Origin of the sequence: Bradyrhizobium sp. CIR18 (genome assembly GCF_014198295.1) — a bacterium.
In the GTDB taxonomy this organism is placed as follows: Bacteria; Pseudomonadota; Alphaproteobacteria; order Rhizobiales; family Xanthobacteraceae; genus Bradyrhizobium.
In genome coordinates this window covers 254,621-266,965 of sequence record NZ_JACIHF010000003.1, presented here as the reverse complement: position 1 = coordinate 266,965, position 12,345 = coordinate 254,621, and the positions used below count along the sequence as shown (strand labels likewise).

Genomic DNA, 12,345 nt, shown 5'->3' with positions numbered 1-12,345 from the left:
AGAATTCGAAGGGAATGACACCCGGACGTGATCCGGCGGCTTTGCGAGATGACGACCGGACCGGTACACTCCTCAACGTCGCGATTTGCGGAAGGGTTTCTAGGCCCCGATGACCATTGCCGACCATGTGACGGGATCGACGATCGCGGGAACCGCCAAGCCTGCAGACGCCAAGCCTGTAGACAGCAAGCCTGTAGATTGCACGCCTGGGGACAGCAAGCCCGCGGGGGCGAAGCCGCGCGCGACCGCGCCGGCCATCACGCTGCCTGCCATCGGCGAGCGCGAGCTCCGGCTCGACCTGTTTCGCGGGCTGGCGCTGTGGCTGATCTTCATCGACCATCTGCCGCCGAGCCTGCTGACCTGGTTCACGATCCGCAATTACGGCTTCAGCGACGCCACCGAGATCTTCATCTTCATCTCCGGCTACACCGCCGCCTTCGTCTACGGAAGGGCGATGCTGGAGAGTGGCGTCGTCATCGCCACCGCGCGCATCCTGCGCCGGGTCTGGCAGATCTACGTCGCCCACGTCTTCCTGTTCACGATCTTCCTCGCCGAAATCTCCTATGTCGCGACCAGGTTCGAGAACCCGCTCTACACCGAAGAGATGGGCATCATGGATTTCCTCAAGCAGCCCGACGTCACCATCGTGCAGGCGCTGTTGCTGCGTTTCCGCCCCGTCAATATGGACGTGCTGCCGCTCTACATCGTGCTGATGCTGGCGCTGCCGCTGATCCTGTGGTCGATGAAATGGCGTCCCGACGTCACGCTCGGCCTCTCGGTCGCGCTCTACGCGGTCACGTGGGAATACGATCTTTACCTGTCGGCCTATCCCAACGGCTTCTGGGCCTTCAATCCCTTCGCCTGGCAATTGCTGTTCGTCTTCGGTGCATGGTGCGCGCTCGGAGGTGCGCGACGGATGTCGCGTATCCTGGCTTCGCCCGTGACAATGTGGATCGCGATCGCATACCTCGCCGCGGCGTTCTACGTGACGCTGACCTGGTACGTGCCGCAGCTCTCCCAATTCATGCCGAAGCGGGTCGAGAAGTGGATGTATCCGATCGACAAGACCGATCTCGACGTGCTGCGCTTCACGCATTTCCTGGCGCTGGCCGCGCTCACCGTACGCTTCCTACCCCGGGATTGGCCGGGCTTGAAATCGCGCTGGCTACGACCATTGATTCTATGTGGCCAGCATTCTCTCGAGATCTTCTGCCTCGGCGTCTTCCTGGCCTTCGCCGGGCATTTCATTCTCGCCGAAGTCTCCGGCGGCGCAGCCATGCATGCGCTGATTAGTCTCTCCGGGGTCCTGATCATGTGGGGCGTGGCCTGGGTGATTTCGTGGTACAAGCGCGTGGCTGACAAGAGCGGTGCGAAAACCAAAAACGCCGTCGGCAACGCCGATCTGGCGGGAGGGGGCTGATGAAGGCGAAGGTTCTCCTGAGCCTGGTCCTGCTATGCGGTAGCCTCGCCGCGCCTGTGGCGCGCGCGGGCGATGCTGCGTCTGGCGCTGCCACCGCGCCCGCGGCGTGCGAATTGCCGTCTTATCTGCTTACCAGCGAAAGCCAGCTTCCCAAGGTCGCCGAGGCCGTCAAGGCTGGCAAGCCGCTCGAAATCCTGGTCGTCGGCAGCCGCTCGACCACGATTCCATCCTCGGAGGGCAGCTCCTATCCGGCGCGTATGGAAGCGATTCTGAAGGAAAAGCTGCCGCCGTCGGAAGCAGTGCACGTCTCCGTAGAAATACAGAGCAAGCGAACGGCGGAGGAGGCCGCCTCGACCTTCGTTAAGCTGATGGAAGCAAAAACGCCTACTTTGGTCGTCTGGCAGACCGGGACCGTGGATGCCATCCGATCCATCGATCCCGACGAATTTCGCAGCGCCGTCACCGAGGGGGTTATTGCGTTGCAAAAGGCAGGGGCCGACGTCGTCTTGATGAATTTGCAGTACAGCCCGCGTACCGAAACGATGATCTCGGCCCAACCGTTTCTCGATAATATGCGCGTCGTGGCGCAGGAGCATGATATTCCGCTGTTCGATCGTTTCACGATCATGCGGCAGTGGAATGATCAGGGTCAGTTCGACCTGTTCAGCCCGTCCCGCGGGCCCGAACTGGCGAAGCAGGTTCATGATTGCCTTGGCCGGGCGTTGGCACAGTTCGTGATCGACGCAGCCCATCTGGAGCCGGCCCAGCAGCAAAATTGAGGTCTAGTGTTAATGAGTTCTCTCCGCCCTTTTTGCCTGACGGCATGGCTGGCCGCGCCTGCAGCAGCAGTGCTGTTGTTGCTGGCGCCGGCCCCGCGGTCCCATGCGCAGACCCAAGCCGCGCAGGCGACACAAGCACCGGCGCAGTCGGCTGATCCCGCTCCCGCTTCGCCGTCCCAGACCACCGTTGCCGTGACCTCGCCCGAGCAGCGCGGCATCACCGCGCGCGCCATCGACAAGGTGAAGCAGGTCGCCAAATCCGCCGGCGACGTCTTCAACCGCGTGCCCTGCCTGCCGCCGAAGGGCGGCTCGAAGGCGATGGGCTCGCTGCCGCATGTCGCGGGCAAGCTCGTCGCCGGCCAGCCCGTCCTCATCGTCGCGTTCGGCTCGTCGTCGACCGCAGGATTCGGCGCGAGCTCGCCGGAGTTCAACTATCCGAACCGTCTCGCCGCCCAGCTGCGCCGACACTATCCGACCGCCGACATCACCGTCGTCAATGCCGGCGTCGGCGGCGAGGATGCGCCCGAGATGATGAAGCGCCTCCAGACCCAGGTGATCGACGTGCATCCGGATCTCGTGATCTGGCAGGTCGGCACCAACGCGGTGCTGCGCAATCTCGATCCCGGCGACACCGCCAAACTGGTCGAGGACGGCATCAGCCGCATCCAGGCCGCCGGCGGCGCCGACATCGTGCTGGTCGATCCGCAATATTCGCCGGCCGTCAACCAGCGCGGCGAAAGCGCCGGCAAGATGGTGAAGCTGCTCGGCAAGGTCGCCGAGCTTCGTCACGTCGGCATCTTCCCGCGCTTCGAGGTGATGCGCGACTGGCACGAGAACCAGTCGATTCCGGTCGAGAGCTTCGTCATCGCCGACGGTCTGCACATGAACGATTGGGGCTATGCCTGCTTCGCCCAGCTGCTCGGCGACGACATCATCCGCTCGGTGGGGCAGATCAAGCTGGGCGTGAACGTGCCCGCGGACGTAAGAACGTATCGGCCGATGTAGGCACGCTGCCGTAGGGTGGGCAAAGGCGCAAAGCGCCGTGCCCACCATCGCTCAGTGATACGAAGGAAGAAGACGTGGGCACGCTTCGCTTTGCCCACCCTACGAGATCTCGCTTCGCCTCACGCCTTCTCCAGCGCCGCAGTCAGATCCTCGATCAGGTCGTCGGCATGCTCGAGCCCCGCCGAGAAGCGGATGAACCCTTCGCTGATGCCGAGCGCGGCGCGGTCCTCCGGCTTCAGGCGCTGATGCGTCGTGGTCGCCGGATGCGTGACGAGGCTCTTGGCGTCGCCGAGATTGTTGGAGATCTTCGCCAGCTTCAATTCATTGAGCACGCGGAACGCCGCGGCCTTGCCGCCCTTCACCTCGAAGCCGACCAGCGTCGAGCCGCCGCGCATCTGCTTTTTCACCAGTGCTGCCTGCGGATGATCGGCGCGGCCCGGGAAAATCAGTCGCGAGATCTTCGGATGGCTCGCCAGCACGTCGGCGATGCGCGCGGCCGTTTCGGTCTGCGCGCGCACGCGCACGCCCAGCGTCTCCAGGCCCTTGAGCAGGACCCAGGCGTTGAACGGCGAGATCGACGGGCCGGTCTGGCGCATGAAATTGTGGATGTGCTCGGCGATGAAGGCTTCCGACGACAGGATGATGCCGCCGAGACAGCGCCCCTGGCCGTCGATATGCTTGGTCGCGGAATAGACCACGACGTCGGCCCCGAGCGCGAGCGGGCTCTGCCAGATCGGGGTCGCGAACACGTTGTCGACGACGAGTCGCGCGCCGCCCTTGTGCGCGATCTCGGCAATCCCGGGAATGTCGAGCACGTCCAGCGTCGGGTTGGTCGGGCTCTCCAGGAAGAACGTCTTGGTGTTGGGCTTCACCGCGCGTTGCCATTCATCGAGATTGGCTCCGTCGACCAGCGTGGTCTCGATGCCGTAGCGCGGCAGCAGGTCCTGGACGACGTAGAGGCACGAGCCGAACAGGGCGCGCGAGGCCACCACGTGGTCGCCGGCCTTGAGTGGCGCCAGGATCGCCGTCGTCACCGCGGCCATGCCGGTCGCCGCCGAGCGTGCGGCTTCGGCGCCTTCGAGCTCGATCATGCGGCGCTCGAACATCGCGATGGTGGGATTGGAGTAGCGCGAATAGATGAAGCCGGGATCCTCGCCCTTGAACCGCGCCTCGCACTCCTCGGCGCTGTTGTAGACGTAGCCCTGGGTCAGGAACAGCGCCTCCGACGTCTCGCCATATTGCGAGCGCAGGGTGCCGGAATGGACCAGGCGGGTTTCGGGACGGTAGTTGGTGGTCGACTTCGACATAGGTACCTCCGACATGACCGTCTCGTCGAAAACGGTCACAAAAAAACCGGCCTGGATATATCCACGGGCCGGGATCACAGAGGTCCCCGGCCTGTTTAGCGACTTATTTAACGTGGCTGCAAGCCGGCCGGCTCAAATCACCACGGGATAAGTGATGCTCATATTCCGCAATGCCCTTTCCGTCAAGGCGTCCATCGGATAGCCGTAAAAGACTTGTATTTCCGGCATGTCCGGATGCATCTGACCCCTGATGAGGACCCCCGGTTGACGTTCACGGTTGCGCCCGACGCCAATGGTATCCTGCCCGACCGCATGATCGCGGCGATGGCGGCGGCGGGGCTCATCCTGCCCGCCTATGACTTCGTCGAGAGCCAGATCCAGCCGGCGAGCCTTGATCTGCGTCTCGGTGACATCGCCTATCGCGTCCGCGCCAGCTTCCTGCCCGGTCCCGGCGCCACCGTCGCCGAGCGCATCGACGAATTGAAGCTGCACGAGTTCAGCCTCGCCGACGGCGCCGTGCTGGAGACCAACTGCGTCTACATCGTGCCGCTGCTGGAGAGCCTCGCGCTGCCGCCGGAGATCGTCGCGGCGGCGAACCCGAAGAGCTCGACCGGCCGGCTCGACGTCTTCACCCGCGTCATCGCCGACGGCACCCGCCGCTTCGATATGATCGGCGCCGGCTATCACGGCCCGCTCTATGCCGAGATCAGCCCGAAGACGTTTCCGGTGCTGGTCAGCGAGGGCTCGCGTCTGTCGCAGGTGCGCTTCCGCACCGGCGACGCCATCCTCAACGCCGACGAGCTCGATGGCCTGCATGCCGCCGAGCGCCTCGTCGACATCGACGATGCTGATCTCTCGGGCGGCGTCGCCGTCTCCGTCGATCTCTCCGGCGAGAAGGCAAACGGCTTCGTCGGCTACCGCGCCAAGCGCCACACCGGCGTCGTCGACGTCGATCGTCGCTCCGGCTACGCGGTGGAAGATTTCTGGGAGCCGATCTCGGCCCGCCCCGACGGCAGCCTGATCCTCGATCCCGGCGAGTTCTACATCCTGGCGTCGAAGGAAGCCGTGCAGGTGCCGCCCGATTACGCCGCGGAGATGGTGCCGTTCGATCCGCTGGTCGGCGAATTCCGCGTGCACTATGCCGGATTCTTCGATCCCGGCTTCGGCTATGCCGGCGCCGGCGGGCAAGGCGCGCGCGCCGTGCTGGAAGTGCGCTCGCGCGAAGTGCCGTTCATCCTTGAGCACGGCCAGATCGTCGGCCGCCTCGTCTACGAGAAGATGCTGGCCCGTCCCGACGCGATGTACGGCCAGCGCATCGGCTCGAACTACCAGGCCCAGGGCCTGAAGCTGAGCAAGCATTTTCGGGTGTAATTCCGTAGCCCGGATGGAGCGAAGCGCAATCCGGGACACCCTCGCTTGTGGCACGATCCCGGATTACGCTTCGCTCCATCCGGGCTACAGTCCACACGAGGTGGTGACATGACCGATCAATCCCAGCTCGACGCAAACATCCTCAACGACGTCGCGGATGCGCTGATCTATTCGGATCGCTCCGGCACGATCATGCGGTGGAACCGTGCAGCGGCGGCGCTGTTCGGCTTCTCCGCGACGGAAGCGCTCGGCCAGAATCTCGACCTGATCATTCCCGAGCATCTGCGCGCCGCGCACTGGAAGGGCTTTGAAGCTGCGCTGGCCAGCGGCAGCATGAAGCTTGCGGGCAGGCCGACCCTGACCCGCGCGCTGCACAAGAGCGGGCGCAAGCTCTACATCGAGATGACGTTCGCACTGGTGCGGGATTCCGGCGGCACCGTCCTGGGATCGGTCGCGATGGCGCGCGATGTCACCGAACGGGTCGAGCGAGAGCGCGCGGCCAAGACGCCACCGCAGCAAACTTCGTGATGCGGAATTGGCGGGTGGCCGCGCAGGGCGCCCTGCACGGGCGTCATGTTGCCTGCCGGAAGGCGCGGTGACACACTCGATCGCAACAACGATCGGGAGCGAAACGAATGACCGCCGCAGCTGACGCAGCGCAGGAAGCCCAATGGAAGCGCTGGCGGGCGGTCGCCGACCTCTACCACGCCTATTTCACCGGCCTCATCCTCACCGTCGTCACGCGGCGCGGCACTGCGGATGCAGCGGAGTTCGTCTTCCGCGTATTCCGCCGCCAGCAGCAGGAGCGCTTCCTGCCCGGGCTTAGGAAGCTCGGGATCGATCATCTGCCGCCGGCGGTGGCGGCCGCGCAATATCACTATCTCTCGAACTGGATCGGCGGCGTGCATGTCGAATACATGTATGAGAGCGACGCCAAGGCCTGGATCCGTTATCCGCCGCCGCGCTGGATCTGGAAGGGCACCGCGATCTGCGGCGTGCCGGGCGAGGTCTCCCGCGCGATGCTGCGGGGATGGCACGCCAATAATGGCGTTGCGCTCGGCGATCTCAGGCTCGGCTTCGTCTGCACCAAGCAGAGCGTCGACGGCCAGGATGGGCTGGAAGGCTATTACCACCAGTACGACCATCCGCTCGAGCTCGATCAGCGGCTCGTGTTCGCGCGCCACCTCGAAGCGCCGCTGTTCGATGCGAAGACTGCGCCGGCTTTGCCGGTTGCGAGCTGGCCAAAACCGCGCCTCGAAAAGGCCTACCGCAAGTACGCGATGGAATATGTCCGCACCGCCGCGCCCGTGATGGTGCAGCTGTTTGGCCCGGAAGACGCCGGTTATCTGCTGCACCTCACCGGTAAGCTGATCGGCATGCAATATTTCGACGAAGTCGCCGCCGCGCTGGCGATGAGCCGCGGCGGGGCAAGCGCGTTCGCGTCATTCCTGGGCGCCCTGTTCGCGGCGCAGGATGACACGGCCGAGACCTCGCAATCCGAAGGCACGTTCGAAATCCACCAGCAGAGCTGGAAGCTGATGGACGACGTCGCCGACTATCACGGCGCCTGCGCCAAGGTCCTGGAGGGATTGTTCGAAGGCCTGGCTGCGGGATGCGGGCGGCACATCGGCGTGCACATGCGCACTGCTGCTGGCGGCCGTCCTCCGCTGGTTTGGGTCGTGGAATAGGCGATGGCGCCGCCGCGCGCTTCGCCTCTCCCCGCGTGCGGGGAGAGGGAGAACAACAGGCGCAATTTCACGGGCTGAAATGCGCTGCCGCAGGGCACGCCTGCAACTGGCGCAGGAGAAATCGCTGCGGGCCGTGCTAACAAGCCTCTCGCCGCGCCTTCTGCGCGAAGAAAATAATTGGCACAGCTACGCATTGCCGCGCCGCAAATGGCGCCCCGTGCCCCGGAGAGGACATGTCCGACATCGCCGAAATCCCGGTCGATGAGCAAGAGCGTCCGCTGCCGCCGCCCCCGCGGCCGGTGCGAAGCGCGCTTGTAGACGGGCCGATCCTGCGCACGCTGCTCTCCCTCGCCTGGCCCAACGTGATCGCGCTCTCGGCCGGCACCTGTACGGTAATCGCGGAGACCTCCTATATCGGCCGGCTCGGCGTCGAGGCATTGGCGGCGATGGCGCTGGTGTTTCCGACAATCATTCTGACCATGACGATGTCGGGCGGCGCCATGGGCGGTGCGGTCGCGTCCGCCATTGCACGCGCGCTCGGTGCTGGCGATCGCGAGCGTGCCGGCACGCTTGCCATGCATGCGATCCTGATCGGCATCAGCTTCGGCCTCGTCTTCATGCTGGGCATGCTGATCTTCGGGCCGCGGGTGCTGGAAATGCTCGGCGGCCGCGGCGATGTGCTGACTCATGCGGTCGCCTACACGCAGGTATTTTTCGGCGGCGCCGTGCTGCCCTGGCTGCTCAACACCATGGCCGGCGTGCTGCGTGGCACCGGCAACATGAAGCTGCCGTCGTTCCTGATCCTCAATTCGGCGGCCTGGCAGATCGTGCTCGGCGGCACGCTCGGCCTTGGGCTCGGGCCGGTGCCGCAGTTCGGCATGCGCGGCGTCGCGGCCGGCGCGCTGATCGCCTATTCCATGAATATCTGCATCATGGGCTGGTACCTGTTCTCCGGCCGCGCCCGGGTTACACCAAAGCTGCGTGGCCTGCGCATTCAGTGGGCGATGTTTTTCGACATCCTGAAGGTCGGCGCGATCGCCTGCTTCTCGCCGCTGCAATCGGTGCTGACGATCTCGATCTTCACCCACATGCTGGCAACATTCGGCACCACGATCCTCGCCGGCTACGGCATCGGCGCGCGGCTGGAATTTTTGCTGACCTCGATCGCGTTCTCGTTCGGTATCGCCTGCGTGCCGATGGTGGGCATGGCAATCGGCGCAGGCAACATCGCGCGTGCGCGGCGCGTCGCCTGGATCGCCAGTGCTGCCGCCTTCGTGGCCGTCGGCGCGCCGGCATGCGTCGTTGCGATGTTCCCCGATCTCTGGATCAACATCTTCACCGACAGCGCGGCCGTGCGCGCGGCGAGCCATCAATATCTCTCGACGGTCGGACCGTTCTACGCCTTTTTCGGCATTGCCACGACGATGTATTTCTCGTCGCAAGGCGCGGCCAAGGTGATCGGTCCGGTGCTGGCGCAGACGGCGCGACTGATCTACATCTCGGCGGCGGGCTGGTGGCTGTCGACCCACGAGGCGACCGCACAGAGCTTTTTCTGGCTGGCCGCAAGCTCGATGGTCGTGCTCGGCCTGCTCTCATTCTCCAGCGTGGTGCTGACGCGCTGGGGACCGCGCGCGAGCAAGGCTGCGATCAAGCCGGCTCTCTCGGGCGCTGCCGACTAGCGATGTTTGTGGCGGCGATGGCCGCCGCCGACATTGGCGAGCCGCATCAATTGCGGGATCATCGCCATCATGTCGCCGCCTCCGGCACCACCGAGCATGCCCATGACGTCGCCGCCACCAACGCCGCCATAACCGGCCGGCATGGTGCCGCCAGCCATCGGGGTGTAGCCGCCGTAATTAGGTGCGCCAAAGCCGCCGCCGAGATGGCCGCCGAGGCCACTGCCCATCATGCCACCAAGCCCTCCTCCGCCATTCTCCATCATGCGGCTCATCATTGGGCCCATGGTCTGCATCATCATGGCGAAGCGGCGCTTGCCCATCTTCGCCTTCATCATCTCCAGCATCGGGGCCATCTGGGTCATCATGTCCTCGCCGCCGGCACCTCCGCCGCCGAAGAACTGCGCCTTCGCCGGCGAGCTCGCGACGGAAAACAGCAGCAGCACGGCGGCCGCCTGGCAAATCACCTTGTCCGCACCTCGCATGACATGCTCCTCGCGTGCGTGGCGCCGCCGGGAGAGTGGAGCCAACAGGACGCACGCCGCGATGGTTACGGCTGGCGAGGGCGGAGCTCTGTGAGAAAACTCACAGAGCCGCGCGGACCGCCGCTAGGCTGCAGCGGGCGGAAACGCTTTATGTATCGCAACGACGGCGTCCTTGGTCTGGCCCTGGACGTAGGCTGCAAGCTCGTTCGGCAGCATGTCGATGATCCACACCAGGCGGCTTCTCCGCTCGCCGTCGGCGATCACCTGCACCGACGCGCTGTAGTGCCTCAGCCGCTCGTTGTTGATGGCATAGACGAGGCGCTGCCGCGCGTCGTCGCAATCGACCAGCACCTCGCGCGCCACCGAGCCGTTGGCGAAGGTGACGATACGCGCATCGCCGTCGAGCGTGCAGGCGGTGACGAAGCCGGGTGCCAGCCGTTCATGCAGCGCGCCGAAATCGCGCACCGCATCCCAGACGTCGCGCGCCGGGGCGTTGATGGAGATGTCGTTGTGGATGGAGGCCATGGAGTTTCCTCAAAAGCAATTTTGTAGGGTGGGCAAAGGCGCGTAGCGCCGTGCCCACCATTTGGATTGACGGGACAGTTGGTGGGCACGCTTCCGCCTTCGCTCTTCGAGCTACGTCGGACAAGTCGCTTTGCCCACCCTACGAGTGCTCGTGCGCGGCGGCTTCTACACACAGACCGCCTCGACATTGTTGCCATCGGGGTCGATCAGGAACGCCGCGTAATAGGTCGGGCTGTAATCCTTGCGCGGCCCGGCGCCGCCATTGTCGCGGCCGCCGGTCTTCAGACCTTCGCTGTGGAACGCCTTGACCGCGTCATGATTTCCGGCGCGGAACGCGATGTGCGCGCCGTCGGCCTTGCGGCCCTTGTTCAGGTGCAACCACAGCGCCGGCTGGCCCTTCGGCCCGAAGCCGGCATAGCCGTCGCCGCTGGAGCACAGGACGTAACCGAGCGGCGCCAGCACCGCGGTATAGAAGCGCGTGGCGGCGTCGAGATCGGCAACGCGAAGTCCGATGTGGTCGTACATGATCGTCTCCATTTGCAAAGCGTGCCGAAAATGGCGCGCGCCGGAGACAACCCTAGTCGGGGTGAGGCGGGCGACTCTTGGAGAATCTTGCGCTCGGCAGCCGGCTAAAGCATGTTCCGGAAAAGTGCGCAGCGGTTTTCCGAAAAGATCATGCTCAAACAATAAACCAAAGCGCGATGACGATTCATCCTCATCGCATCGCGCTTTAGCTCGCCGGCACCTCCGACTGCCACCGGATCACCCGTTTCAGGTGATAGACGTGAACCCACATGTTCGTTCCGATCACGCTGACCGTTGCGACGATCAGGGCCGTGAGCTTCTGCGGGTCATGAAGGGCGAGGACGAGCAGGAACGCGGAGAGGGCGGCCGTGACGCCGAAGCTGAACCAGAGCCCGATGAGGCGTGGTGCAAACCAGGCCGGCTGACCGTCGGTGCCCCATTGCATCGGAATCCTGCGCGAGGTGATCTGGCGGCCATAATAGACGGCACAGCCGGCGATGAAGGCGAGGCCGACGGCAAGCGCGATCAGTGTGGCCGCAATCACGTCACTCGGGGCACTGTTCATCTGCCGGGTCGCCGCACTCAAAGAGCGTTGATTCGCTCTTTGGTTGTAATATCGCGCGGCGTGCCGTAAGCCCAGTACGACGCGCCCGTCTGGTCAACAGACTATTACCCCGCCATTCCGCCGACCTGTCTCAGTTGAGGACGAGGCGTTCAGCGAAGATTCTGCGCTCCCCGCGCGAGGCCTGGCGGAACTTGGTCGGCGATACGCCGGCAGCGCGGTGGAAGGTGCGGACGAAGTTGGAGAGATCGCCGAAGCCGACGTCGTAGGCGACATCAGTGACCGCGATGTCGTCATCGGTGAGCAGCCGCGCGGCGTGCCGCAGCCGCGAGCGCAACAGATATTGATGCGGGGTGACGCCGAGCACGCTCGAGAACAGCCGCAGGAAATGGAACGGGCTGAGGCCCGCCTGCTTGGCGGCCTGTTCGAGATCGACCTCGGCATGCGAGTTGTCGTCGATCCACAGCGCGGCCTCGACCGCGCGGCGGCGGTCGCGGGCGGTGGGGGTGGCCGGCTTGCGCGCCCTGCCCGAAACGACGTCGATAAAACGGCCGGCCAGGATCTGGCCGACTTCGTCGAGGCCGATATCGCTGTTGCCATCTGCCGCCGTCTGGGCGAGCTCGCCCAGCACCATCAATTCGGGCAGCGGGGGCGTGGCACCGACCTGCCAGATCTCGCGCCTCCCGCCGAGGGCATCGACCATGTCCGCGCTGAGGAAGAACGACAGGCAGACATCGCCGCTGACATGCTCATGCGTGCAGGTGTATTCCTCGCCGGGCGCCCCGACCAGCATCGACCCCGCCACCAGATCGAAGAAGCCGGCGCGGCAATGGCAGCCGAAGCTGCCCGAGCGGACATAGGCAATGGAATGCCCGGTGCGGCATTCGGCAAATGGCGTGTCGTCCGGTCCCGCGTCGCAGCGAAACTCGGAAACGATCATCGATTGTGACGTCAGCAGTGTGGTCGCGTCCATCCCGCCTATCTAGGCATGATCCGGACAAG

The 12,345-nt window shown here is 64.9% G+C and carries 13 protein-coding genes and 1 riboswitch; of the genes, 7 read left to right on the top strand and 6 right to left on the bottom strand.

Annotation, left to right across the window (positions count from 1 at the left end):
* The first annotated feature begins 109 nt into the window (after positions 1-109).
* From GGD65_RS14240 to GGD65_RS14230, 3 genes are read left to right on the top strand one after another with little or no spacing between them, the layout of a single operon-like run.
* Positions 110-1,420 carry an OpgC domain-containing protein gene (locus GGD65_RS14240; RefSeq protein ID WP_018320857.1) on the top strand — a complete coding sequence of 437 codons (1,311 nt, stop codon included), beginning with the start codon at positions 110-112 and terminating at the stop codon, positions 1,418-1,420.
* Positions 1,420-2,199, top strand: a complete 780-nt coding sequence (locus tag GGD65_RS14235; RefSeq protein WP_183235661.1) for an SGNH/GDSL hydrolase family protein — start codon at positions 1,420-1,422, stop codon at positions 2,197-2,199. Before GGD65_RS14240 ends, GGD65_RS14235 begins: the two co-directional genes overlap by 1 nt.
* A gap of 12 nt (positions 2,200-2,211) precedes the next feature.
* On the top strand, positions 2,212-3,204 hold the full coding sequence (locus GGD65_RS14230; RefSeq protein WP_018320855.1) for an SGNH/GDSL hydrolase family protein: 993 nt from the start codon (positions 2,212-2,214) through the stop codon (positions 3,202-3,204).
* Between the two features lie 119 nt (positions 3,205-3,323).
* Here the strand turns inward: GGD65_RS14230 and GGD65_RS14225 are convergent, their stop codons facing one another.
* A complete protein-coding gene (locus GGD65_RS14225; protein ID WP_183235850.1) occupies positions 3,324-4,511 on the bottom strand; it encodes an O-succinylhomoserine sulfhydrylase in 1,188 nt (395 codons plus the stop codon).
* A gap of 74 nt (positions 4,512-4,585) precedes the next feature.
* A riboswitch (SAM riboswitch) is annotated at positions 4,586-4,665 on the bottom strand.
* An 80-nt stretch (positions 4,666-4,745) separates the two neighbouring features.
* Here GGD65_RS14225 and GGD65_RS14220 point away from each other — a divergent pair.
* From GGD65_RS14220 to GGD65_RS14205, 4 genes are all read left to right on the top strand, one after another.
* Entirely contained in the window at positions 4,746-5,882 is a 1,137-nt protein-coding gene (locus tag GGD65_RS14220) for a 2'-deoxycytidine 5'-triphosphate deaminase (protein ID WP_409333963.1), read from the top strand.
* A gap of 108 nt (positions 5,883-5,990) precedes the next feature.
* On the top strand, positions 5,991-6,410 hold the full coding sequence (locus GGD65_RS14215) for a PAS domain S-box protein (protein ID WP_018320852.1): 420 nt from the start codon (positions 5,991-5,993) through the stop codon (positions 6,408-6,410).
* 107 nt (positions 6,411-6,517) lie between these two features.
* Positions 6,518-7,570, top strand: a complete 1,053-nt coding sequence (locus GGD65_RS14210) for a hypothetical protein (protein ID WP_183235659.1) — start codon at positions 6,518-6,520, stop codon at positions 7,568-7,570.
* 233 nt (positions 7,571-7,803) lie between these two features.
* Complete coding sequence (locus tag GGD65_RS14205) at positions 7,804-9,249, top strand: MATE family efflux transporter (protein WP_183235658.1); 1,446 nt, start codon at positions 7,804-7,806, stop codon at positions 9,247-9,249.
* On the opposite strand, the gene GGD65_RS14200 is transcribed toward GGD65_RS14205, so the two are convergent.
* The 5 genes from GGD65_RS14200 to GGD65_RS14180 form a co-directional block, all read right to left on the bottom strand.
* Positions 9,246-9,731 carry a hypothetical protein gene (locus GGD65_RS14200; protein ID WP_183235657.1) on the bottom strand — a complete coding sequence of 162 codons (486 nt, stop codon included), beginning with the start codon at positions 9,729-9,731 and terminating at the stop codon, positions 9,246-9,248. The genes GGD65_RS14205 and GGD65_RS14200 overlap by 4 nt on opposite strands.
* A gap of 123 nt (positions 9,732-9,854) precedes the next feature.
* Entirely contained in the window at positions 9,855-10,256 is a 402-nt protein-coding gene (locus GGD65_RS14195; RefSeq protein WP_179739989.1) for an SRPBCC family protein, read from the bottom strand.
* A 165-nt stretch (positions 10,257-10,421) separates the two neighbouring features.
* On the bottom strand, positions 10,422-10,781 hold the full coding sequence (locus GGD65_RS14190; protein ID WP_183235656.1) for a VOC family protein: 360 nt from the start codon (positions 10,779-10,781) through the stop codon (positions 10,422-10,424).
* A gap of 205 nt (positions 10,782-10,986) precedes the next feature.
* Positions 10,987-11,346 (bottom strand): hypothetical protein, encoded by a 360-nt coding sequence (locus tag GGD65_RS14185; RefSeq protein WP_018320847.1) that lies wholly within the window; start codon positions 11,344-11,346, stop codon positions 10,987-10,989.
* A 130-nt stretch (positions 11,347-11,476) separates the two neighbouring features.
* Positions 11,477-12,316, bottom strand: coding sequence for a helix-turn-helix transcriptional regulator (locus tag GGD65_RS14180; protein WP_018320846.1), 840 nt, complete (start codon positions 12,314-12,316; stop codon positions 11,477-11,479).
* Positions 12,317-12,345: the final 29 nt, after the last annotated feature.

What these genes read in the sequence shown, in the direction of transcription:
- GGD65_RS14190 (WP_183235656.1), bottom strand. Translation starts at nt 10,781, where the DNA reads ATGTACGACCACATCGGACTTCGCGTTGCCGATCTCGACGCCGCCACG.
- GGD65_RS14210 (WP_183235659.1), top strand. Translation starts at nt 6,518, where the DNA reads ATGACCGCCGCAGCTGACGCAGCGCAGGAAGCCCAATGGAAGCGCTGG.
- GGD65_RS14195 (WP_179739989.1), bottom strand. Translation starts at nt 10,256, where the DNA reads ATGGCCTCCATCCACAACGACATCTCCATCAACGCCCCGGCGCGCGAC.
- GGD65_RS14180 (WP_018320846.1), bottom strand. Translation starts at nt 12,316, where the DNA reads ATGGACGCGACCACACTGCTGACGTCACAATCGATGATCGTTTCCGAG.
- GGD65_RS14230 (WP_018320855.1), top strand. Translation starts at nt 2,212, where the DNA reads ATGAGTTCTCTCCGCCCTTTTTGCCTGACGGCATGGCTGGCCGCGCCT.
- GGD65_RS14185 (WP_018320847.1), bottom strand. Translation starts at nt 11,346, where the DNA reads ATGAACAGTGCCCCGAGTGACGTGATTGCGGCCACACTGATCGCGCTT.
- GGD65_RS14205 (WP_183235658.1), top strand. Translation starts at nt 7,804, where the DNA reads ATGTCCGACATCGCCGAAATCCCGGTCGATGAGCAAGAGCGTCCGCTG.
- GGD65_RS14215 (WP_018320852.1), top strand. Translation starts at nt 5,991, where the DNA reads ATGACCGATCAATCCCAGCTCGACGCAAACATCCTCAACGACGTCGCG.
- GGD65_RS14225 (WP_183235850.1), bottom strand. Translation starts at nt 4,511, where the DNA reads ATGTCGAAGTCGACCACCAACTACCGTCCCGAAACCCGCCTGGTCCAT.
- GGD65_RS14200 (WP_183235657.1), bottom strand. Translation starts at nt 9,731, where the DNA reads ATGCGAGGTGCGGACAAGGTGATTTGCCAGGCGGCCGCCGTGCTGCTG.
- GGD65_RS14235 (WP_183235661.1), top strand. Translation starts at nt 1,420, where the DNA reads ATGAAGGCGAAGGTTCTCCTGAGCCTGGTCCTGCTATGCGGTAGCCTC.
- GGD65_RS14220 (WP_409333963.1), top strand. Translation starts at nt 4,746, where the DNA reads ATGCATCTGACCCCTGATGAGGACCCCCGGTTGACGTTCACGGTTGCG.
- GGD65_RS14240 (WP_018320857.1), top strand. Translation starts at nt 110, where the DNA reads ATGACCATTGCCGACCATGTGACGGGATCGACGATCGCGGGAACCGCC.